18 protein-coding genes are annotated in these 23,234 nt (G+C 63.4%); 15 read left to right on the top strand and 3 right to left on the bottom strand.

Annotated elements, in window-relative coordinates:
• Nucleotides 1-32 precede the first annotated feature (32 nt).
• Nucleotides 33-914 (bottom strand): polyamine aminopropyltransferase, encoded by an 882-nt coding sequence (gene speE, locus AB6809_RS28840; RefSeq protein ID WP_307258291.1) that lies wholly within the window; start codon nucleotides 912-914, stop codon nucleotides 33-35.
• 301 nt (nucleotides 915-1,215) lie between these two features.
• Between speE and tkt the strand changes: the two genes are divergently transcribed.
• Entirely contained in the window at nucleotides 1,216-3,237 is a 2,022-nt protein-coding gene (gene tkt, locus AB6809_RS28835) for a transketolase (RefSeq protein ID WP_006051891.1), read from the top strand.
• 108 nt (nucleotides 3,238-3,345) lie between these two features.
• Entirely contained in the window at nucleotides 3,346-4,356 is a 1,011-nt protein-coding gene (gene gap, locus AB6809_RS28830) for a type I glyceraldehyde-3-phosphate dehydrogenase (RefSeq protein ID WP_006051892.1), read from the top strand.
• A 116-nt stretch (nucleotides 4,357-4,472) separates the two neighbouring features.
• Here gap and AB6809_RS28825 read toward each other — a convergent pair whose 3' ends face one another.
• Nucleotides 4,473-5,168 (bottom strand): FadR/GntR family transcriptional regulator, encoded by a 696-nt coding sequence (locus AB6809_RS28825; protein ID WP_029971470.1) that lies wholly within the window; start codon nucleotides 5,166-5,168, stop codon nucleotides 4,473-4,475.
• Nucleotides 5,169-5,396: 228 nt separating this feature from the next.
• Between AB6809_RS28825 and AB6809_RS28820 the strand changes: the two genes are divergently transcribed.
• From AB6809_RS28820 to AB6809_RS28810, 3 genes are all read left to right on the top strand, one after another.
• The gene (locus AB6809_RS28820; RefSeq protein ID WP_029971469.1) at nucleotides 5,397-6,728 is read left to right on the top strand and encodes a C4-dicarboxylate transporter DctA; all 1,332 of its coding nucleotides are present in this window, start codon (nucleotides 5,397-5,399) and stop codon (nucleotides 6,726-6,728) included.
• Nucleotides 6,729-6,990: 262 nt separating this feature from the next.
• Nucleotides 6,991-8,001, top strand: a complete 1,011-nt coding sequence (alc, locus tag AB6809_RS28815; protein WP_006051895.1) for an allantoicase — start codon at nucleotides 6,991-6,993, stop codon at nucleotides 7,999-8,001.
• A 14-nt stretch (nucleotides 8,002-8,015) separates the two neighbouring features.
• Entirely contained in the window at nucleotides 8,016-8,552 is a 537-nt protein-coding gene (locus AB6809_RS28810) for an ureidoglycolate lyase (protein WP_029971468.1), read from the top strand.
• A 148-nt stretch (nucleotides 8,553-8,700) separates the two neighbouring features.
• Here AB6809_RS28810 and fur read toward each other — a convergent pair whose 3' ends face one another.
• Nucleotides 8,701-9,129, bottom strand: coding sequence for a ferric iron uptake transcriptional regulator (gene fur / locus AB6809_RS28805; RefSeq protein ID WP_006051897.1), 429 nt, complete (start codon nucleotides 9,127-9,129; stop codon nucleotides 8,701-8,703).
• 158 nt (nucleotides 9,130-9,287) lie between these two features.
• Here fur and AB6809_RS28800 point away from each other — a divergent pair, with 158 nt between their 5' ends.
• The 10 genes from AB6809_RS28800 to AB6809_RS28755 all read left to right on the top strand — a co-directional run.
• Nucleotides 9,288-10,118 (top strand): outer membrane protein assembly factor BamE, encoded by an 831-nt coding sequence (locus tag AB6809_RS28800; protein ID WP_006051898.1) that lies wholly within the window; start codon nucleotides 9,288-9,290, stop codon nucleotides 10,116-10,118.
• A 199-nt stretch (nucleotides 10,119-10,317) separates the two neighbouring features.
• Nucleotides 10,318-11,115, top strand: coding sequence for a 4-hydroxy-tetrahydrodipicolinate reductase (dapB, locus tag AB6809_RS28795; RefSeq protein ID WP_029971467.1), 798 nt, complete (start codon nucleotides 10,318-10,320; stop codon nucleotides 11,113-11,115).
• A 33-nt stretch (nucleotides 11,116-11,148) separates the two neighbouring features.
• Nucleotides 11,149-11,868 (top strand): MotA/TolQ/ExbB proton channel family protein, encoded by a 720-nt coding sequence (locus tag AB6809_RS28790; protein WP_006051901.1) that lies wholly within the window; start codon nucleotides 11,149-11,151, stop codon nucleotides 11,866-11,868.
• Nucleotides 11,869-11,888: 20 nt separating this feature from the next.
• Nucleotides 11,889-12,362 carry a biopolymer transporter ExbD gene (locus AB6809_RS28785; protein WP_053858734.1) on the top strand — a complete coding sequence of 158 codons (474 nt, stop codon included), beginning with the start codon at nucleotides 11,889-11,891 and terminating at the stop codon, nucleotides 12,360-12,362.
• A 154-nt stretch (nucleotides 12,363-12,516) separates the two neighbouring features.
• The gene (gene leuS, locus AB6809_RS28780; protein ID WP_371027718.1) at nucleotides 12,517-15,108 is read left to right on the top strand and encodes a leucine--tRNA ligase; all 2,592 of its coding nucleotides are present in this window, start codon (nucleotides 12,517-12,519) and stop codon (nucleotides 15,106-15,108) included.
• 91 nt (nucleotides 15,109-15,199) lie between these two features.
• Nucleotides 15,200-15,754: an LPS assembly lipoprotein LptE gene (gene lptE, locus AB6809_RS28775; protein ID WP_029971464.1), complete on the top strand. Its 555-nt coding sequence runs from the start codon at nucleotides 15,200-15,202 to the stop codon at nucleotides 15,752-15,754.
• Nucleotides 15,755-15,793: 39 nt separating this feature from the next.
• The gene (gene holA, locus AB6809_RS28770; RefSeq protein ID WP_029971463.1) at nucleotides 15,794-16,915 is read left to right on the top strand and encodes a DNA polymerase III subunit delta; all 1,122 of its coding nucleotides are present in this window, start codon (nucleotides 15,794-15,796) and stop codon (nucleotides 16,913-16,915) included.
• Nucleotides 16,916-17,183: 268 nt separating this feature from the next.
• Nucleotides 17,184-18,455 carry a glutamate-5-semialdehyde dehydrogenase gene (locus AB6809_RS28765; protein WP_029971462.1) on the top strand — a complete coding sequence of 424 codons (1,272 nt, stop codon included), beginning with the start codon at nucleotides 17,184-17,186 and terminating at the stop codon, nucleotides 18,453-18,455.
• Nucleotides 18,456-18,607: 152 nt separating this feature from the next.
• Nucleotides 18,608-19,024 (top strand): CopD family protein, encoded by a 417-nt coding sequence (locus AB6809_RS28760; RefSeq protein ID WP_006051907.1) that lies wholly within the window; start codon nucleotides 18,608-18,610, stop codon nucleotides 19,022-19,024.
• Between the two features lie 1,145 nt (nucleotides 19,025-20,169).
• A partial coding sequence (locus AB6809_RS28755) for an ESPR-type extended signal peptide-containing protein (RefSeq protein ID WP_371027717.1) occupies nucleotides 20,170-23,234 on the top strand: 3,065 nt, incomplete at its 3' end.

Raw genomic sequence — 23,234 nt, 5'->3', positions numbered from 1 at the left:
GCACGGGCCAAGCCGAGCATTTTGCCCGGTCGTTAGCGTGCTGGCTTTAAGAATTGACCTAGTTTACCGCTGGCTGACGGCGACGCCGCAAAGAGCCCGGCGTGCGTGGCCGCGCTGTAATGCTTCAATGCGTCGATTCGACGCGCGGCGAGGCGCGCGGACACGTCATCGGCGGTTAGTGCGGCGGGATCGAGCGTGTCGCTGGCCGTTGCCATCATCCATAGCGAGCCGTGTAGCGGGATGAAGGTGCTCATGATGCGTACGACGGCGAACGCGCGGCGCAGGTCGTCGAGCAGACCGGCAATTCTGCCGGCGTGGAAATACGGCGAGCCCAGATGGATCGACAACGCGGCAGTCGGGCTCATCACCCGCTTCAGTTGGCGGTAGAAGGCTGTCGTGTACAGGCCGGCGGCGGGCGAGTCCGGCGGCGTCAGGTCGAACACGATCAGATCGAACTGCATGGATTGCGCGTCGGCTGCTGCGGCCACGTAGTGCGCGGCGTCGCCGATTAGCAGTTCGACGCGCGGGTCGTCGAAGGCGCCGTCGTGCACGTCCGGCAAATACTCGCGCGTCAGGCGAACCACCTGTTCGTCGAGCTCGGCGACGACGATTCTTTCGATTCCGGGATGCGCGAGCAGTTGCCGCGCGGCGCCGCCATCGCCGCCGCCCAGCACGAGCGCCGCCTTCGGCGCCGGATGCGCGAGCGCCGCCGGATGCACCATGCACTCGTGATAGATGAACTCGTCGCCGGTGGACGTCATCGGGCGGCCGTCGAGCGTGAAAAGCCGGCCGAGCTGGCGCGTCTCCCACACCTCGATGCGTTGATACGGCGAGTCGACGCGCGCAAGCAGCGAAGCGTGCGGAAATCCGTAGACGACGTCGGGTGTGGGGTGGAACAGCAAAGAGTCGCTCAAGGGTCGGCCTGCATGAAAACGCGTTGAGTTACGCCGCTCAATTCTAACGACCCACGGCGTTCCTGGCCCGCCGCCACGCCCGGATCAACAGAGCTTCGACTTGGCAATGCGCACGCCGCCATGCGGCTTGGCGCACTGGGGCCGGTGCGGCCTTCTGTTAGAATGTCACGCTTTCAGCCTTGTCCGTTTGCTCTGCCCGTTTCGCGTCTTGAGGCGCCGCACCGTGCGCCGAAGCGGACTGGCCGCCGAGCTTCCGGGCCTCAAGCGCGCACCGCTTTTTGACTCTGTCTCCGGACTCGACATGACGACCCCGTCTCCCGCACCCACTTCCCTGATGGCCAACGCGATCCGCGCGCTGTCCATGGACGCCGTTCAACAAGCGAATTCCGGCCATCCCGGCATGCCGATGGGCATGGCCGAAATCGGCGTGGCCCTGTGGTCGCGCCATCTGCGCCACAATCCGAAGAATCCGCAATGGGCAGACCGCGACCGTTTCGTGCTGTCGAACGGCCACGGCTCGATGCTGCTGTACTCGCTGCTGCACCTCACCGGCTACGACCTGCCGATCAGCGAGCTCAAGAATTTTCGCCAGATGCATTCGAAGACGCCGGGCCACCCGGAATACGGCATCACGCCGGGCGTCGAAACGACCACCGGCCCGCTCGGCCAAGGTCTCGCGAATGCGGTCGGCATGGCGCTCGCGGAATCGCTGCTCGCCACCGAATTCAACAAGCCTGACGCGAAGATCGTCGACCACCATACGTACGTGTTCGTCGGCGACGGCTGCCTGATGGAAGGCATCTCGCACGAAGCCTGCTCGCTTGCCGGCGTGCTCAAGCTGAACAAGCTTATCGCGTTCTACGACGACAACGGCATCTCGATCGACGGCGAAGTGGTGCACTGGTTCCACGACGACACGCCGAAGCGCTTCGAAGCCTACGGCTGGAACGTGATCCCCAACGTGGTCGGCCACGACGTCGACGCAGTCGACGCGGCCATCAAGCAGGCCAAGCAGTCCGACAAGCCGACGCTGATCTGCTGCAAGACCGTGATCGGTGAAGGTGCGCCGACCAAGGCCGGCAGCCACGACTCGCACGGCGCGCCGCTCGGCGAGAAGGAAATCGCGGCGACGCGCGAAGCCATCGGCTGGAAGTGGGAGCCGTTCGTGATTCCGCAGGAAGTCTATGCGGCATGGGACGCGAAAGAAGCCGGCGCGCGCTTCGAGTCCGACTGGAACAAGGCATTCGCCGCCTACGCTGCGAAATATCCGCAAGAAGCGGCTGAATTCACGCGTCGCAGCGGGAAGCAACTCCCCGCGGACTGGAAGGAAAAAGCGAAGGCGATCATCGCCGGCGCTAACGAGCGCGCGGAAACCATCGCGACTCGCAAGGCGTCGCAGCAGGCTATCGAAGGTTTGTCGGCGGTGCTGCCGGAACTGCTGGGCGGCTCGGCCGACCTGACCGGTTCGAATCTGACCAACTGGAAGGCCGCAAAGCCGGTCCGTGTGAACGAGGAAGGCCGCGCGGCGGGCAACTACGTCAACTACGGCGTGCGCGAATTCGGCATGAGCGCGGCGATCAACGGCCTCGCGCTGCACGGCGGCTTCAAGGCGTTCGGCGGCACGTTCCTGACGTTCTCCGACTACAGCCGCAACGCGCTGCGCGTCGCCGCGCTGATGAAGGCGCCGTCCATCTTCGTGTTCACGCACGATTCGATCGGTCTCGGCGAAGACGGCCCGACGCACCAGTCGGTCGAACACGTCGCGAGCCTGCGCCTGATTCCGCATTTGCAGGTGTGGCGTCCGTCGGATACGGTGGAAACGGCGGTGGCATGGACGCAGGCCGTCGAACACAACGGCCCGTCGTGCCTGATCTTCAGCCGTCAGAACCTGCCGTTCTCGGAGCGCACCGACGCGCAAATCGCCAACATCGAGAAGGGCGGTTATGTGCTGCGCGACTGGAACGACGAGATCGTCGCGCGCAAAATCATCCTGATCGCGACGGGTTCGGAAGTGGAACTGGCGCTGAACGCGGTCGAGCCGCTGGCGCGCGAAGGCATCGCGGCGCGGGTCGTGTCGATGCCGGCGACCACAGTGTTCGACAGGCAGGACGCCGAGTACCGCGAACGCGTGCTGCCGCAAGGCGTCCGCCGCGTCGCGATCGAAGCGGGCGTGACGGATTTCTGGCGCAAGTACGTGGGCCTGGAAGGCGGCGTGGTCGGCATCGACACGTTCGGCGAATCGGCCCCGGCTGGCGTGCTGTTCAAGCATTTCGGCTTCACCGTCGAGCACGTGGTGGAGACGGCTAAAGCCGCACTCGGCTGATTCAGGACAAAGCGTTGCCGCGCGCGTGGAAGCACAACATGAACGCGTGGCGACGCGGCCGGTCAGACGAAACATCGACGTATTTTTTCAGCCATCAGGAGATAGACCATGACGATTCGCGTCGCAATCAACGGCTACGGCCGGATCGGCCGCAACACGCTGCGCGCCTTCTATGAAAACGGCAAGAAGCACGATATCGAAATCGTCGCCATCAACGATCTCGGCGATGCCAAGACCAACGCCCACCTCACGCAATACGACACCGCGCACGGCAAGTTCCCGGGCGAAGTGTCGGTGGACGGCGACTACCTGGTTGTGAACGGCGACAAGATCCGCGTGCTGGCCAACCGCAACCCGGCTGAGCTGCCGTGGGGCGAGCTGAACGTCGACGTCGTGATGGAATGCACGGGCTTTTTCACGACCAAGGAAAAGGCAAGCGCGCACATCAAGGGCGGCGCGAAGAAAGTCATCATCTCGGCGCCGGGCGGCAAGGACGTCGATGCAACGATCGTCTACGGCGTGAACCACAACGTGCTGAAGGCATCGGACACGGTCATCTCGAACGCTTCGTGCACGACGAACTGCCTCGCGCCGCTCGTCAAGCCGCTGAACGACAAGATCGGCCTCGTGAACGGCCTGATGACGACGATCCACGCGTACACGAACGACCAGGTTCTGACGGACGTCTATCACGAAGACCTGCGCCGCGCGCGCTCGGCCACGCATAGCCAGATCCCGACCAAGACGGGTGCGGCTTCGGCGGTCGGCCTCGTGTTGCCGGAACTGAACGGCAAGCTCGACGGCTACGCGATTCGCGTGCCGACGATCAACGTGTCGGTGGTCGATCTGTCGTTCATCGCCGCGCGCGACACGACGGTCGAAGAAGTCAACGCGATCATGAAGGAAGCGTCGCAAGGCGCGCTGAAGGGCATCCTCGGCTATAACGACGCGCCGCTGGTGTCCATCGACTTCAACCACAACCCGGCTTCGTCGACGTTTGACGCTACGCTGACCAAGGTGTCGGGCCGTCTCGTGAAGGTGTCGAGCTGGTACGACAACGAGTGGGGCTTCTCGAACCGCATGCTGGATACGGCGGTTGCGCTCGCGAACGCGAAGTAAGGTTCGAGGCTTCGCTCGGGCCGCCGGAGTTGCGCCGGCGGTTCGTCCCGCGGCGCAAGATGCCGACGCAGAAAGAAGCCACTGCCGCTCCAAAGCCGCTCCACGGAGCGGCTTTTTTACGCCTGCGGAGTCGGGAAATAGACGCCGGCGCGCTGCGCGGCGTTCGAAATATGCGTCTCGATGGCTTTGCCCGCCGCGGCTGAATCGCGTGCCTTGAGCGCGTCCAGAATCGCGCGGTGCTCGGTGTAGGTCGACAGCACCAGTTCGCGCCGGTAAAACGGCATGCGCTGGCTTTCCTTCATGACGTCCGCGCTGCTGCTCAGAATCGACTCAATCGCGGCGTTGCCCGCAATGCTCACAATGCGCATGTGGAAGTCGTAGTCGAGGCGCGCGGCCTCGTCGAGTTCGTCGCACGCGAGCGCCGTCTGCATGGCGGTGATGTTTTCCTCGAACCAGGCGAGGTCGGAATCGCTGACGGCGAGCGCCGCCATGCGCGCGATAAACCCTTCCAGCGCGTAGCGCATCTGATAGGTGTCGGGCAGCGAAGACTGCGCGGCAAAGCGCCAGGACTGCGCCGCCGCCGACGCCTGCGCGCGCTCCACGTACACGCCTTTGCCGGGCCTGATCACGAGCAGCCCGAGCGCCTCGAGCGTGGACAGCGCCTCGCGCAGCGACGCGCGGCTGATCGCCAGTTCTTCCGAAAGCTGGCGCTGCGCCGGCAGCAGGCTGCCCACCGGATAAACGCCCGCTTCGATGCGCTCGCGAATGGTCGCGATGGCGGCATCGGTGACGGTGTGCGGGACATTTTTCATCGGAATTCACCTCGAAGCGCGGTCTGACCGGCATTGTAGTACGCGGCCCGAAGAACGTGGAATTAACGGCGAACAGGCTGCGTCGCGAACCGCACAAGCGAGCGACACAGCGCGGGTAAACACCGTTTCAAGACGCCTTGACGTCAGTATATCGGCTTCCTACTATCCACCATAACAGGTCTGGTCGGACCAGTCTGAACAGATGGACATCCACCTCAGGAGGAAGCCGTGCTGAAGTTTCTCAATTCGCTGTTTGGCCGGGTCGTCATAGCGCTTCTGATCGGCGTCGCGATCGGCGCGCTCTACCCGCAGTTCGCGCAATCGCTGCGTCCGCTCGGCGACGGTTTCCTCAAGCTGATCAAGATGGTGATCGGTCCGATCGTGTTTTGCGTCGTGGTGAGCGGGATGGCGCACGCGGGCGATCTGCGCAAGGTCGGCCGCGTCGGCCTGAAGGCGGTGATCTACTTCGAGGTGATGACGACGATCGCGCTCGTGATCGGCGCGGTGCTGGCCTACGCAACGCGTCCTGGCGCCGGCATGAACATCGACCTGCACTCGCTCGATCCGGCGTCGCTCTCCACCTACACGGAGCACGCGAAGAGCCTCAAGGACACGGCTGGTTTTCTGCTGAAGATCATTCCGGACACTGCGTTCAACGCGTTCGCCACCGGCGACATTCTGCAGATTCTGGTCTTTTCGGTGCTGTTCGGTTCGGCGCTTTCGTTGCTCGGCAGCAAAGGGCAGCGCGTGGGCAGCATGATCGACGAACTCGCGCAGGTGTTCTTCCGCGTGATGGGTTTCATCATCAAGCTGGCGCCGCTCGGCGTGCTCGGCGCGATTGCCTTTACGACCGGCAAGTACGGCGTCGAGTCGCTCAAGCAGCTCGGCATGCTGGTGCTCGTGTTTTACGCGAGCTGCGTCGTGTTCGTGGTGGTCGTGCTGGGCGTCGTCATGCGGCTCGCGGGCTTCAGCATTTTCAAGCTGATCCGTTATCTGCGCGAAGAGTTGTCGATCGTGCTCGGCACCGCTTCTTCCGATGCCGTGCTGCCGCAAGTCATGCGCAAGCTCGAATGGATGGGCGTCAAGGATTCGACGGTCGGTCTCGTGATTCCGACCGGCTACTCGTTCAATCTCGACGGCTTTTCGATCTATCTGACGCTCGCGGTGCTGTTCATCGCGCAGGCGACCAACACGCCGCTTTCCACGCACGATCTGATCGTGGTCGTGCTGGTGTCGCTCGTGACGTCGAAGGGCGCGCACGGCATTCCCGGCTCCGCGATCGTCATTCTGGCGGCGACGCTGTCCGCGATTCCGGCGATTCCCGTGCTTGGCCTCGTGCTGATCCTTCCCGTCGACTGGTTCGTCGGCATTGCCCGCGCGCTGACCAACCTGATCGGCAACTGCGTGGCGACGGTGGTCGTCGCCGTGTGGGAGAAGGACATCGACCGGGTGCGCGCGCATCGTGTGCTGAATGGCGATGCGGATTTCCGCTATGTCGCCGGCGGCGAGGAAGCTGCTGTCGAACCCGTCAGCGGTCATAGCGGCGCGCCCGCTGTTTGAGGGAGGCTTTAAGGGCAGCACGAAGGGCAGCACGAAGGGCGGCGCGTGGCGAGACCTCGAAGCGAGCCACGCCGCCTCGCGCGGGCCGGTTTGCCCAGGCCGCGGGCAGAGCCACCGCTCGCTACCGTTGCTGTCCGCGAAGCCCGCTCGCACGTTTGCCTGACGCTTCCCGATTCCACGCCCCACGCCGCACGTTTTCTCCGCCGACAAACCCGCTGGACCGCCGGCGCATCTCCAACTTCACGTCGCTTGACTGAAAACCATGGCTAATCCGATCCTCGACCCGAACGCTCCCGCTTTCACCCGCCGCTACATGAATCTCGCCGACCCGCGGCTCGGCGCAAAGGCGCTCTTCGCCAGCGACGAATTCTTCGCGCCGAAAGAACGCATGCTCGATCCGCAGCCGGCGGTATTCATCCCCGGAAAATACGACGACCACGGCAAGTGGATGGACGGCTGGGAAACCCGCCGCAAGCGCACGAGCGGCCACGATTTTTGCGTGATCCGCCTCGCGCGGCCGGGCGTCGTGCACGGCGTCGATCTGGACACGAGCCACTTCACCGGCAATTTTCCGCCGGCGGCGTCGATCGACGCCTGTCACGCGGACGGCGACGTGCCGCCCGACAATGCCGACTGGCAAACGCTGGTTCCCGCGACGACGCTCCAGGGCAATCAGCACCATTACGTCGAAGTGAACGACGCGCGTGCCTTCACTCACTTGCGCGTGAACCTGTACCCGGACGGCGGCCTCGCGCGTTTGCGCGTGTACGGCCACCCCAGGCGTGACTGGGAACGCGTGGAGCGCGGCGCGCTGCTGGACCTCGCGGCGATTGAAAACGGCGCGTATCTGGTCGCCGCCAACAACCAGCATTTCGGCCCCGCCTCGCAGATGCTGATGCCCGGCCGCGGCGTCAACATGGGTGACGGCTGGGAGACGCGGCGCCGCCGCGAGCCGGGCAACGACTGGGCGATCGTCGCGCTGGCGCGGCCGGGCGTGATCCGCAAAATCGAAGTGGATACCGCGCATTTCAAGGGCAATTTCCCGGACCGCTGCTCGTTGCAGGCCGCGCGCGTCATCGGCGGGACCGACGATTCGCTCGTTACGCAAGCGATGTTCTGGCCCGTGCTGCTCGATGAGCAGAAGCTGCAGATGGATCACGTACACACGTTCGCGGACGGCCTCGCGTCGCTCGGGCCGGTCACGCACGTGCGTTTCAATATCTTCCCCGACGGCGGCGTGTCGCGGCTGCGCCTGTGGGGCGAGATCGCGTAAATGGAGCGTCACGCATGAAGACCCCGGAAGCGGTTTTGAAACCCACATTGCAACTGCAGCGTCTGACGCGCGAGGCGTTCGCGCCGTTTGGCGACGTGATCGAACTCGAAGGCGCGCGTCATTTTCCGATCAACGGCGGCACGACCGAGCGCTATCACGACCTCGCGCGCGTCGACGTGGCGGACGAGGGCGGGCGGCCGCTCGTCAACCTGTTCCGGGCGCAGCCGCATGCGTTGCCGCTCGACATCGCAATGATGGAGCGGCACCCGCTCGGCAGTCAGGCTTTCATTCCGTTGACGCCGTGCCGCTATCTGATCGTCGTCGCGCCGGCCGGCGAGCTCGATTGCACGCAGATGCGCGGCTTCTGGACCGACGCCTGGCAGGGCGTCAATTATGCGAAGGGCGTCTGGCATCATCCGCTTCTCGCGCTTGATCGCGTGAGCGATTTTCTCGTCGTCGATCGCGGCGGTGACGGGCGCAATTGCGACGAGCAGACATTGCCGCAGCCGTGGCGGCTAGTGTTCGCGGAGAGCGTCGAAATACCGGCGTAAGCGCTGAAGTAAGCAAGTGAAATGCAATAGCGCAACGCACCGCTTTTCATTCGACGAAAAAATGGCCCGGCCGATTCACCACCGGCCGGGCCATTCTGTGCTTATCGCTCAATTTCCGACCGCGCCCCCCGACACGGCCGATGCCACGTCAATGCTTGCGATGCGGGCAATTTTCCTTCGTGCAGGCACCGTACAGCGCCAACGCGTGTTCCTGCAGCTTGAAGCCGCGTTCCTTCGCAATGGACTGCTGACGATTCTCGATTTCCGAGTCGAAAAACTCTTCCACGAGGCCGCAATCGAGGCACACCAGATGGTCGTGGTGCGACCCTTCGTTCAGTTCGAACACCGCCTTGCCCGATTCGAAATTGCTGCGCGACAGCAGGCCGGCCTGCTCGAATTGCGTCAGCACGCGATAAACGGTGGCAAGACCGATATCGAGCTCTTCGTGCAGGAGATTGCGGTACACGTCTTCGGCCGTCAGGTGACGGACGGGGCTGTGCTGAAAAATCTCAAGGATTTTGAGGCGCGGAAGGGTCGCCTTGAGCCCGATATTCTTGAGATCGGTTGGATTGGTCATGACAAGGGATCCCTAGAGTACAATGCTGGGCTCTCATAGTAATGTGTTTTTGCCGTTCTGGTCATCTTCGATGGAATGAAACTCGCGCGGCTCGTCAGCGGGCCCGCACGGTGAGTGAAATGATTTCAAAATCTCAATTGATCTACCGGGGGAGCCGCATGCGGGGTACCTTGATCGCTGTTGCGGCTGTCGCGATTCTCGCAGGATGTTCCACGTACGACAGCCTCACGCAGCGGATTGCTCAAAGCATCACGCCGTACCGGATTACCGTTGTGCAAGGCAACTTCGTCTCGAAAGAAGCTGCCTCGCAAATGCAGGTGGGCATGTCGCGCGCGCAGGTGCGTCAGTTGCTCGGCACGCCGCTTCTGGCCGACATGTTCCACGCTGACCGCTGGGACTACGTGTTCTATTTCAAGCGCGGCTCGACCAACGTCGTGCAGCAGCGCGACTTCATCGTCCTGTTCGCCGGCGACCGCGTCGCGAGCTGGAGTGGCGGCGAAGATCTGCCGTCGAACCTCGAACTGCTCGCCGAAATCGACGGCGACAAGCGCGGCAAGAAGGCAGCGGTGCCTAACGTAGCAAGCAGCGCTGCGGGCGCAAGTGCGCCGGTCGCCGCTGCGGCCCCGGTCACCGTGGACACCACGCGCTCGCCGTCCGTCGAGGGTGCAGCGGCCGCCGCCGCGCCGTCCACGGATGCGAACGCCGAAGCCGCACAAGCCGCCAATCGTGCGACGAATGCCGTGCAGGCGCCGTCGCGCAATACGCGCTCGTCGGTGCGCTCAACGGCGCCGACCGCGAATGCCGGCGGCGTGCCGCCGCAAGGCGCCACGTCCGCTGGTCAGCCGCAGTTCCAGTTCCATCGTCCGCCGCCTCCCGCGCCGTCGTCGCAGGACAATCCGGTCGGGCCGAGCGGTTCGTCGCAAAGCGGCAGCAGCCCGACGTACAACGCACCGTTGACCGCGCCGTCCACTTCGGGAACGAGCCAGTAATATCGTTGTCCTTGTTTTAAGACGGTAGCCGCGCAAGCGCCCGCTGCAACGTGACTTTTTGCGTTGCGTCGCGCATGAAGCCAGGTTGCGCGGCGCCGTCCGGTTCTCTGCTGTTCCAGTCATGCGCGGCGCGAGGGCGTGCTGCCCGCCGCCGCTTTTGCCCGCGCTTGCCGGGCCGTTCTTTCGAACCCTCGTAGCCATGAAAATTGCGATTGCTGGCGCATCGGGCCGTATGGGCCGCATGCTCATCGAAACGGTTCTTAACGATTCCGACGCCACGCTGTCCGGCGCGCTCGACCGTCCAGGTTCGCCGCAACTCGGTCAGGACGCCGGCGCTTTTGTCGGCAAACAGACGGGCGTCGCGCTGACGGACGACATCGAGCGCGTGTTCGCCGAGTCCGACTATCTCATCGACTTCACGCGCCCGGAAGGCACGCTCGTGCATCTCGAAGCGGCGCAGCGCCACAACGTGAAAATGGTGATCGGCACGACCGGCTTCGACAACGCGCAGAAGGCGCAATTGCGCGCCGGGGCGGACAACGTCGCGATCATGTTCGCGTCGAATATGAGCGTGGGCGTGAACGTCACGCTGAAGCTGCTCGAATTCGCGGCGAAGCATTTCGCAACCGGCTACGACATCGAGATCATCGAGGCGCATCACCGTCACAAGGTCGACGCGCCGTCGGGCACCGCGCTCACCATGGGCGAGGTGATCGCGAATGCGCTAGGCCGCAATCTCGACGACTGCGCCGTCTACGGCCGCGAGGGCGTGACGGGCGAACGTGATCCGTCCACCATCGGCTTTTCGGCGATTCGCGGCGGCGACATCGTCGGCGATCATACGGTGCTGTTCGCGGGCATCGGCGAGCGCATTGAAATCACGCACAAGTCGGCGAGCCGTCTCTCGTACGCGCAGGGCGCGCTTCGCGCCGTGCGTTTCCTCGAGGGCCATCAGACCGGCTTCTTCGACATGCAGGACGTGCTCGGCTTGCGCTAGGCACAGTCCGGCACATTCTTTCGGCGAGGCCAGATGGCAGGCGGCAGCGGCATCATCCATTACCTTCAAACGAGCGACGCGATCACGCATGGCGTCGCCTATGTGCTGTTGGCGATGTCGGTGGCGAGCTGGTGCTTTCTGATCGTCAAGAGCTGGGTGCTCGTGCGCGCGAAACGCCAGGCGACGCGCGCGATCGCGCGCTTCTGGCAGGCGCCTACGCTCGCTGAAGGCGTCGCCGCACTGAAGCGCGCCGACCGCGAGCGCGTCTTCTCGCCGCTCGCCGAAGCGGCGCTCCATGCCGCCGAGGTCGATATTCCCGGCGCGTTGCTTGCGCGCGTCGAGCGCGGCGAGCGGGTGCTGAGAGCGCTGCGCCAGGCGCTCAGTGCGTCGCAACGGCGGCTGGAATTCGGGCAAGTGCTGCTCGCTTCGGTCGGCAGCACGGCGCCTTTCGTCGGGCTGCTCGGCACCGTGTGGGGCATTTATCACGCGCTCGGCAGTATCGCGGCGAGCGGGCAGGCACAGATCGAAAACGTCGCGGGCCCGGTCGGCGAGGCGCTCATCATGACTGCCTTTGGCCTCGTGGTCGCGATTCCTGCGGTGCTCGCCTACAACGTGCTCGGGCGTCTCGTGCGGCAGTTGTCGGAGGAACTCGACGGCTTCGCGCACGATCTGCACGCGTACGTCTGCGCGCCCGCCGGCCAGCCGCAAGCGCCGCTGCGCGGGCAGCAGGCCGCCGCTCAGCAAGCTCACTGAGCGCAGCGCGGGGAGGCGACATGGCATTCGGCGGACTCGAGAAAAAGCAGACGGCCGCGCCGATGGCCGAGATCAACATGACGCCGTTGATCGACGTGATGCTCGTGCTGCTCGTGATCTTCATCATTACCGCGCCTTTGTTCACGCACGCTATCCGGCTCGATCTGCCGAAGGTCGCCGCGGCGCCGGCGCGCGAAACGCCGCAAACCATTTCGCTTTCAATCGACGCCGCGGGCAAGCTCTACTGGAACGGCAGCCTCATCACGCTCGAACAGATGCGCAGCCGCTTCGCGCAGGCGGCGAAAGCGGCGGAAGCGAGTGAAGCAGTGCAAGACGGCGAAACCGGCAAAGCCACTGGCCAGCCCGAAATCCACCTGCACGCCGAGCGCAACACGCGCTACGAGGTGATCGCGCAGGTGATGGGCGCCGCGCAGCAGGCCGGTCTCGAGCGGATCGGTTTCGTGACGGACCCGCCGCCGGCCGCGCGGCAGTAAGCGCGCGGCTTCAGAGCGCGGCGCAGCCGTCCGCGAACGGTATAATCAGCCCTTTCCCCCGCAGAAGGGGAAACGACGCCATTTCATCCAGCAAAAGCACCAAAGCAGCATAGCGGCCGGTGCGGAAGCACCGAACCCAGCGACCCATCACACCATGCACGAAAAATACGTTCCCTCCGACGTCGAATCCGCCGCGCAAGGGCAATGGCGCGCCATCGACGCGTACAAGACGACGGAAACCACCGACAAGCCCAAGTTCTATTGCGTCTCGATGCTGCCGTATCCGTCGGGCAAGCTGCACATGGGGCACGTGCGCAACTACACGATCAACGACGTGATGTACCGCTATCTGCGGATGAACGGCTACAACGTGCTGATGCCGATGGGCTGGGACGCGTTCGGCATGCCTGCGGAAAATGCCGCGATGGCCAACAATGTGCCGCCGGCCAAGTGGACCTACGACAACATCGCTTACATGAAGAAGCAGATGCAGTCGATGGGCCTCGCGATCGACTGGTCGCGCGAAGTCGCCACCTGCAGCCCCGACTACTACAAGTGGAACCAGTGGCTGTTCCTGAAGATGCTGGAAAAGCGCATCGCGTACAAGAAAACCGGCACCGTCAACTGGGACCCGGTCGATCAAACCGTGCTCGCGAACGAGCAGGTGATCGACGGCCGCGGCTGGCGCTCGGGCGCGCTCGTCGAAAAGCGCGAAATCCCGATGTACTACATGCGCATCACGCAGTACGCGGACGAACTGCTGAACGATCTCGAAGGTCTCGGCTGGCCCGAGCGCGTGAAGATCATGCAGCAGAACTGGATCGGCAAGAGCTTCGGCGTGAACTTCGGCTTTCCGTATGAAATCGACGGCGAACAGAAGCTGCTGCGTGTGTTCACCACGCGCGCCGACACGATCATGGGCGTGACGTTCTGCGCGATCGCCGCCGAGCATCCGCTCGCCACGCGCCTCCTGAAAGACAAGCCGGAGTTGCAGGCTTTCATCGACGAATGCAAGCGCGGCGGCGTCGCCGAAGCCGACGTCGCGACGATGGAAAAGAAGGGCATGGCCACCGGCTTCTACGTCACGCATCCGCTGACGCAGGAACAGGTCGAAGTGTGGATCGGCAATTACGTGCTGATGAGCTACGGCGAAGGCGCGGTGATGGGTGTGCCGGCGCACGACGAGCGCGACTTCGCGTTTGCGAAGAAGTACGGTCTGCCGATCAAGCAGGTGGTGGCGGTCGAAGGCAAGGAATTTTCGACAGACGCGTGGGAAGAATGGTACGGCGAGAAGACGGGCACGCTCGTCAACAGCGGCAAGTACGACGGCCTCGATTACGAACATGCGGTGGACGCGATCGCCGCTGATCTGAAAGCGCTCGGCCTCGGCGACAAGCAGATCACGTGGCGTCTGCGTGACTGGGGCGTGTCGCGCCAGCGCTATTGGGGCACGCCGATTCCGATTATCCATTGTCCGAAGTGCGGCGACGTGCCGGTGCCGGAAAAAGATCTGCCGGTGGTGCTGCCTGAAGACCTCGTGCCGGACGGCACGGGCAATCCGCTCGCGAAGTCCGAAGCGTTCGTGAACTGCGCCTGCCCGACTTGCGGCGGCGCGGCCAAGCGCGAAACCGACACGATGGACACGTTCGTCGATTCGTCGTGGTACTTCTACCGCTACGCGTCGCCGGATGCGAAGACGATGGTCGACGAGCGCACCGATTACTGGGCGCCGATGGACCAGTACATCGGCGGTATCGAGCACGCGATTTTGCACCTGTTGTACTCGCGCTTCTGGGCCAAGGTGATGCGCGACCTGGGTCTCGTCAAGTTCGGCGAGCCGGCCAGGAACCTGCTCACACAGGGCATGGTGCTCAACGAAACCTACTATCGCGAAGACGCGACGGGCAAGAAGACCTGGTACAACCCGGCAGACGTGACCGTCTCGTTCGACGACAAGGGCCGCCCGGTCGGCGCCGTGCTGAACTCGGACGGCGAGCCGGTCGTGCTCGGCGGCGTCGAGAAAATGTCGAAGTCGAAGAACAACGGCGTCGATCCGCAATCGCTGATCGATCAGCACGGCGCGGACACCGCGCGTCTGTTCGTCATGTTCGCCGCGCCGCCCGAGCAGCAGCTCGAATGGTCGGGCTCGGGCGTGGAAGGCGCGAGCCGCTTCCTGCGCCGCGTCTGGAATTTCGCTCAGGCGAACGAAGCCGCGTTGCGCGCGGGCGGGCAGTTCGACGCCGCGCAACTCGGCGACGCCGACAAACTGCTGCGCCGCGAAGTCTATAGCGTGCTGAAGCAGGCCGACTTCGACTACCAGCGTCTGCAGTACAACACGGTCGTGTCGGCCGCGATGAAGATGCTCAACGCGCTCGACGGCGCGAAGGGCGCGCTGCCGGGCGTACTGCGCGAAACGTACAGCGTGATGCTGCGCGTGCTGTATCCGGTCGTGCCGCACCTGACGTTCCAGCTCTGGCAGGAACTCGGTTATGCCGACGAATTCGGTTCGCTGCTCGACGCGCCGTGGCCGAAGGTCGACGAAAAAGCGCTCGAGCAATCGGAGATCGAACTCGTGCTGCAGGTGAACGGCAAGGTGCGCGGCGCGCTGACGGTGGCGAAAGACGCGTCGCGTGAATCGATCGAACAGCTCGCGGCCGCGCATGAAATGGTCGCGAAGTTCAGCGAAGGCAAGGCGCCGAAGAAGATCGTCGTCGTGCCGGGCCGTCTCGTGAACGTGGTCGTTTGACGACACAGCAACACCTGCCGGCCGGCAACGCGCCGCCTCGCGCGGCGTCGCTTGCCGCCCGTGGGGAATCCACTGCGAACCAGGAGCCAATGTGACTCGCAGATCGCTTTTTGTAACGCTGGCTTGCAGCGTATTGATGTTGTCCGCATGCGGCTTCCAGTTGCGCGGTCAGCAGGACTATGCGTTCAAACGCCTCTTCATCGCGGGCGGCTCGCCGGCCGCGGGCGCGCGGCTCACGCGCATGGTGCAGGGCGGCAGCGACACGGTCGTGGTGAAGTCCGTGGCCAACGCGGACGCGACGTTGCAAATCACCGAAAGCCGCGGCACGAGCACGCTGACGCTGAATTCGCTGGGCGTCGTCTCCGAGTATCAATTGAACCTTGCGATGAACTACACGCTGATCGGCAAGGACGGCACCGTGCTGATTCCGCCGAGCGTGATCGCGCTAAACCGCGCGATGACCTATAGCGACAAGTACTCGCAGGCGAAGACCGCCGAGTCGGAAATCCTCTTTGCCGACATGGAAAACGACGCGATCGACCAGCTCACGCGGCGTCTGTCGAGCGTGCGTTCGATGCATCCGGCGCCGGGCGAGCAGGTGCCGGGCGTCGTGCCGCGCGCGCCGTTGCCGCCGCCGCCGCTGTGAGCGGCGGGCACGTCGACCTGACCGGACATCAGCATAGCCATGCAACTGCGACTTGACGCGCTCGAAGCGCATCTCGGCAAGGGACTCGCCGGACTGTACGTCGTCTACGGCGACGAGCATCTGCTCGCGCAGGAAGCGTGCGACCGGATTCGCGCGGCGGCTCGCGCGGCCGGCTTTACCGACCGCTCGGTGTTCACCGTCGAGCGCAGTTTCGACTGGAGCTCGTTGCTCGGCGCGAGCCAGTCGATGTCGCTGTTCGGCGACCGTCAACTGGTCGAATTGCGCATTCCGTCGGGCAAGCCCGGCAAGGAAGGCGCCGAAGCGCTGAAGGCGCTCGCGGGCTCCGTCAACGACGACGTGCTGACCATGATCACGCTGCCGCGGCTCGACGCGGCCACGCAAAAATCGGCGTGGTTCACGGCGCTCGCCGACGCGGGCGTCGCGTTGAAAATCGATCCGGTCGAGCGCGCGCAATTGCCGAACTGGGTCGGCCAGCGGCTCGCGGCGCAGGGTCAGCGGGTGGCCGCGGGCGAGGAAGGGCGGCGCGCGTTGGCGTTTATCGCAGAGCGTGTCGAAGGCAATCTGCTCGCCGCTCATCAGGAAATCCAGAAGCTCGGGCTGCTGTATCCGGCGGGTTCGTTGAGCTTCGAACAGATACACGACGCGGTGCTGAACGTCGCGCGTTACGACGTCTTCAAGCTGAACGAGGCGATGCTTGCCGGCGACGTCGGCCGCTTGTCGCGCATGCTCGACGGGCTGCGCGGCGAAGGCGAGGCGGCGGTGCTGGTGTTGTGGGCCGTCGTCGAGGAATTGCGCACGCTGCTGCGGATCAAGCGCGGCGTCGCGGCCGGTAAGCCGCTTGCCATGCTCGTGCGCGAAAACCGCGTGTGGGGTCCGCGCGAACGCTTGATCGGGCCGGCATTGTCGCGTGTCACCGAGGCGGCGCTGGAAAAGGCGTTGGCGCTGGCGGCGCGGCTGGATCGGCAGGTGAAGGGATTGTCGGGCGGGACGCCGGGTAATCATCGCAACGATCCGCCGCCCGATCCGTGGGACGGGCTGTTCGAGCTTGCGATGGTGGTGGCGTCGCCGAGAACGTCTGCTGCGCCGCCGCCGCGACCTCCTCGGGGTGCGGCTGCGGCCGCGGTGCGCAGGCCGGCGTGAGGTTCGCTGGTGCTGTAGGCGGCGGGGTTTGAGGTGTCGCGGTGCTGAGCTAGCCAGCCGTACAGCCAGGCCGGACCGGCTCGGCTTGCCGAGCGTAGCGCGGCCCGCCGTGCACCAGCAGTCTTGCGGATCTCAGCGGCGCTAACCGTGCCCTCGCAAGCAAAGCGCCCTGGCCCGACTTACAATCGCTGGATCTTTCGCTAATCAGCTAATCAGCTAATCAGCCTGCTCGCCGCGCGTCGGCGTGCCCGGCAATACGAGAATCACCATGGATATCGACCAGTACATGACCGACCTCGGCCGGCGCGCGCGCCGGGCATCGCGTGCGATGGCGCGGGCGTCGACGGCTGCGAAGAACGCCGCCCTCGCGGCGGTGGCGGCGGGTATCGAGCGCGATGCCGCGTTGCTCAAGGAAGCCAACGCGCGCGACGTCGCACGCGCACGCGATAAAGGTCACGACGCGGCTTTCATCGACCGTCTCACGCTGTCGGACAAGGCGCTCAGGACGATGGTCGAAGGTCTGCGCCAGGTCGCGGCGCTCGCCGATCCGATCGGCGAGATCAGTAACCTCAAGTACCGGCCGAGCGGCATCCAGGTCGGGCAGATGCGCGTGCCGCTCGGCGTGATCGGCATCATCTACGAATCGCGTCCTAACGTCACGATCGACGCCGCCGCGCTCTGCCTCAAATCGGGCAACGCGACGATTCTGCGCGGTGGTTCGGAAGCGCTCGAATGCAATACCGCGCTCGCGAAGCTGATCGGCGAGGCGCTCGAAGCGGCCGGTTTGCCGCAAGACGCCGTGCAGGTTGTTGCGACGTCGGACCGCGCCGCGGTCGGCAAACTGATCACGATGACCGAATACGTCGACGTGATCGTGCCGCGCGGCGGCAAGAGCCTGATCGAGCGGCTCATGAGCGAAGCGCGGGTGCCGATGATCAAGCATCTGGACGGCATCTGCCACGTATACGTGGACGACCGCGCCGATCTTAAGAAGGCGCTGACCGTTTGCGATAACGCCAAGACGCACCGCTACGGCACCTGCAATACGATGGAGACGTTGCTGGTCGCGCGCGGCATTGCGTCCGACGTGCTGCCGCCGCTCGGCAAGCTGTATCGCGAGAAAAATGTCGAATTGCGCGTGGATGCGGCGGCGCATGCTGTGCTGGCAGACGCGGGCGTGGGTCCGCTCGTCGTCGCAACCGAAGAAGACTGGCGCACCGAATATCTTGCGCCGGTGCTCGCGATCAAGGTGGTCGACGATCTTGACGCCGCCATTGAGCACATCAACACGTACAGTTCGCAACATACCGACGCGATCGTCACGGAAGACCATGATCGCGCGATGCGCTTCCTGCGCGAAGTGGATTCGGCGAGCGTGATGGTGAACGCCTCGACGCGTTTCGCCGACGGCTTCGAATTCGGTCTCGGCGCGGAAATCGGCATTTCCAACGACAAGCTCCACGCGCGCGGCCCGGTGGGGCTGGAAGGGTTGACGTCGCTGAAGTATGTCGTGCTTGGGCATGGCGAAGGGCGTCATTAGGCGCCGACGCGATGGAAAGCGTGGCCGTGCAACGCGGCCACGCATGATTGTTTCAAATCCCGCGACCGCCGATCACTTTGCGTCGCGGCACAGGCCCGGCATGATCGGCGGCGCTCTCCACAATAAATCACACACCACCAAGGACTCCCACGATGCTCTGGATCAAGACGTTTCACATCGTTCTGATCGCTTCCTGGTTCGCCGGCCTGTTCTATTTGCCGCGCATTTTCGTCAATCTGGCGATGGAAACCGAACCCGCCGCGGTGAAGCGTCTGCTGATCATGGCGCGCAAACTGTTCCGCTTCATGTCGTTTATCGCGGTGCCGGCGCTCGCTTGCGGGCTGTGGTTGTGGCTTGTCGTCGGCATCGGACGAGGGCAGGGATGGCTTCACGCGAAGGTTGGCGTGGTCGTGCTGCTGGTGATTTACCACGCTTACTGCGGGGTTCTGCTGCGGACCTTCGAGCGCGGGGAAAACCGTCGCTCGGACAAGTGGTATCGAATGTTCAATGAACTGCCGGTGCTGGGGATGCTGGCTGCGGTCGCGTTGGTGGTGATCAAGCCGTTTTGAGAGGTGCGCGGCTGTGAGACTTGCACAGGCTGTGCGGATGGTTGAAACGCCGGTCTGCTGATGCCGCTATGTGCGCGCTCCTGACCGTCGTGCAGAGCAGGCGCCGGACGGGCCGGCAAGCCTTGGCCAAATCGGGGCATGAGCAGGCCCATCACAGGCCAAACGGCCTGACGCTCACCGATCGGTGCGTTGCGGCATGAACAGCTCGGCTTTCCCGAGTTCCGTCACTGTCAACGGGAATCGACTGGACGTAACCGGCTTGCAGCACTCCGGCGTGATATAGGCCGGAGCGGGCGTTTAGCGCGGATGGCTGGGAAGCGCAAGTCCGCGTAGAGGACGGCCGATGCGGCCGTGATTGTCACCGCAATTCAACGCTCCAGCTGCCATGGAAGCGTCGATCTTTAAAGTTAAATCAAACCGCCTCCGGTCAACTAACCACCGCCTCGCCGCGGTTTTTTTTCGCGCTCATCTGCGAATTCCGCCGCCTTTTATGTGGAGGGAAATTTGGCGGTTTAAAACTCGTGTTGGCCTGATGCAATCGGGGGCAAGCTCGTCATTGTTCTAGTGACGGCCGGAGTTATCAAATAAAGAAATAATAGAAATAAGACAAATCCTAAAAAGCGCTATTGCCGTGATTTTTCGAATCTTAGGAATTTTCTGAATTTTAGTCCGTATATTTCCTGGTCGGGCCATCGCATAATCGCGCAATCGTCGGTCTGCCTCGTTCGTATTTCAAATTTGCGCGATGGGACAAGCGCTGCGGTCGCACGGGCAAAGCCCCGCCCACAGGCCGTGTTCCTCCAGATCGAACTGCATCGAATAAGAATAATCCTAAATAAACTTCGATGCTTGCCTGCCTTAAAGCCACTTCTTTACAGAATTTCAAGGATCCGTGAGGTTCTGGCGCGAGTCGCGTTTCCTAGTATGTGACAGTCGATTGAGACCAATTAAGCATAGTCTGATTATCTCCAGAGTCGCTCAGTTTTATATTGAGATCTTCGCTGGAAGGATATTAAGACAGTCTCAAGTGCATAAGTGCGACGGTCAGATTGAATCCTTTTGGCAGCTCGTTGGCAGCGACGCACCACGTTAATCAGCACGGTGCCGCGCAGATCCCAGTCATCACGCCTTTACAGGATGAAATCGTGAACAAGTCGTACAAAACAGTTTGGAATGAGACTACCGGTACATATGTTGCAGCGCCGGAAGTGGCGAAGGGACGCGGGAAGAGCGGCCGCAAGGCACGTAGCATCAAGGCGCTAGGCGCAAGCGGAGTGCTGGTTGCTGCCGGGGTGGGATTGTCGGCGTTCGCACCATCCGCGATGGCGGGCTCGATCATCAATTGCGGGAATGCAATAAACTCTTATGCCAGCTTTAGCGCGGCCCAAGCTGGTGCATGGACGAACACGCAGCAGGCTGCGACATGCTTCAGCGGTAGCTCGAGCCTCGGCACTGGAGTAGTCCTTTCCGAAAACGGCAACTACTTCAGTCCTGACGGCACGAACGCCGCGATTCTCGTGGGCGCTTCCGGGAGCAACGCGACGGGAAAGGTCACGATCTACGGCCCGAGCGGCATTGCAATGATGAACCAGGTCGACATGACCAGTCACAAGATCGTGAACGTTGCAGCCGGTACCGTCAGCAGCATTAGCGGCGACGCGATCAACGGCAGCCAGCTCTACGCGGTGAGCGCTTCGGCGGCCAGCGCCATTGGCGGCGGTTCCACGGTTAGCTCGACGGGCGCGATTAGCGCACCTAGCTACGCGCTGACGAACGCAAATTCGATCGACGGTACGACGGGCGCGAAGACGGACATCGGCACGGCGTTCGGCACGGTGGATACGGCACTGGGCAAGCTGAACACCTCGATCACCAACATCAACAACGGCCAGGGCTCGCGCTATTTCAAGACTTCCGGTAATAACGACGGTACTGACGACGCGACTCTTCTTGGTTACGGTTCTGTCACAATCGGACCTGGCAGCTACGCAGCGGGTGGCGCGTCGCCGTACGAATCGGCTGGTCTGGGCGGCGGTTCGGTCGCCTTGGGCTACGCCGCCACTGCAACGGGAGGCGGTAGCGTCTCGATCGGCGCCAACGCGATTTCGGACTTCACGAACGTGGCGATTGGCGCAGGTGCCAACGCAATGGGTGGACGCCAATCCATCGCTATCGGCATGTCCAGTCAGGTAACCGGCACCGCTGCCGAGGCGTTTGGCTTCCAGTCGACGGCCAGCGGTACTAGCGCAGTCGCGCTCGGTGCGAACACCACTGCCTCAGCAGGCAATTCCGTCGCCTTGGGCACGAGTTCCACCACGACTGCAAACCTGAGCGCAGCGGGGTACAACCCGGGCAGTGGCACGCTTTCGGGCACCGCATCGGTAGCCAATGGCGAAGTGTCGGTGGGCAAGGCTGGCGCGGAGCGCCGTGTGACCAACGTTGCGGCAGGCTCAGCAGCCACGGACGCCGTCAACGTGAGCCAGTTGCAGTCGGAAGACGCGAAGGTGAACAACGTCTCGAACAACGTTTCGAACGTCGCGAACAACCTGGCGAACACCAACAACAACGTTGCAAACCTGAGCGGCAACGTCACCAACATCAACAACACGGTGAACAACATCGTGAACGGTGGCGGCATCAAGTACTTCCACACGAACTCGACGCTGGCTGATTCGTCGGCTGCGGGCGTCGACAGCGTGGCGGTCGGACCGAATGCAGTTGCTCGCGGTGCAGGCAGCATTGCCATCGGCCGTAACGCATCGATGCCGCTCGGCACAGTGTTGGATGGAGCAATCGCGATTGGCGATGGCAGCTATACCGGTTACGCGCAGGATGTGGCGCTCGGTCAGAACGCTACGGCAGGCGGTGGCGCCTCGATCGCGATAGGCGCGCAGGCATCTACCGTTGTGGGTGTCGCTATAAACAACCAGATTGCTCTCGGGACCGGCGCCACCACTGCTGCCAACAATGCCACGGCGTTGGGTGGCCTTGCCACTGCTTCAACAGTCAACTCGGTGGCATTGGGTGCTAACTCGGTGGCGAACTCGAGCACGCTGACGACGGCAGGCTTCACGCCGGTTGGGGGCACGGCGATTTCGGCAGCCACGGCTGTGGGCGGTGAAGTGTCGGTGGGCTCGGCAGGTAAAGAGCGTCGCATCACGAACGTCGCAGCCGGTCTGAACGCTACGGATGCAGTGAACGTAAGCCAGCTGCAGTCGGAAGACGCAAAGGTGAACAACGTCTCGAACAACGTTTCGAACGTCGCGAACAACCTCGCGAACACCAACAACAACGTTGCAAACCTGAGCGGCAACGTCACCAACATCAACAACACGGTGAACAACATCGTGAACGGTGGCGGCATCAAGTACTTCCACACGAATTCGACGCTGGCCGACTCATCGGCAACGGGCGTCGATAGCGTGGCGGTCGGACCGAATGCAGTTGCTCGCGGTGCAGGCAGCATTGCGATTGGCCGTAATGCATCGATGCAGAGCGGGATGCTCATGGATGGAGCGATCGCGATTGGCGATGGCAGCTATACCGGCTACTCGCAGGATATGGCGATCGGTCAGAACGCTACAGCAGGCGGTGGTCTGTCGATCGCGATAGGCACGCAGGCGTCTACTGCTGGCGGCACCGGTGTAAACAACCAGCTTGCTGTGGGCACGGGGGCCACCAGTGGTGCGGCCAACGGCACGGCGTTGGGTGGCTCTTCCACTGCTGCAACGGTGAACTCGGTAGCGCTCGGTTATAGCTCGGTCGCAAACTCGGCCACGCTGACGACGGCGGGTTTCCAGCCGGTTGGCGGCACGGCGATTTCGGCAGCCACGGCTGTGGGCGGTGAAGTGTCGGTGGGCTCGGCAGGTAAAGAGCGTCGCATCACGAACGTCGCAGCCGGTCTGAACGCTACGGATGCAGTGAACGTAAGCCAGCTGCAGTCGGAAGACGCAAAGGTGAACAACGTCTCGAACAACGTTTCGAACGTCGCGAACAACCTGTCGAACACCAACAACAACGTCGCGAACCTGAGCGGCAACGTCACCAACATCAACAACACGGTGAACAACATCGTGAACGGTGGCGGCATCAAGTATTTCCACGCTAACTCGACGCTGGCTGATTCGTCGGCGACGGGCACGAACGCGGTGGCAATCGGCGGTGCAGCGTCGGCGACGACGGCGAACTCGGTAGCACTGGGCTCGAACTC

It is taken from the genome of Paraburkholderia sp. RCC_158 (assembly GCF_041355255.1).
Classification (GTDB): Bacteria; Pseudomonadota; Gammaproteobacteria; order Burkholderiales; family Burkholderiaceae; genus Paraburkholderia; species Paraburkholderia graminis.
The sequence above is the reverse complement of the archived record's forward strand: the minus strand, read 5'-3'. Positions and strand labels throughout refer to the sequence as shown.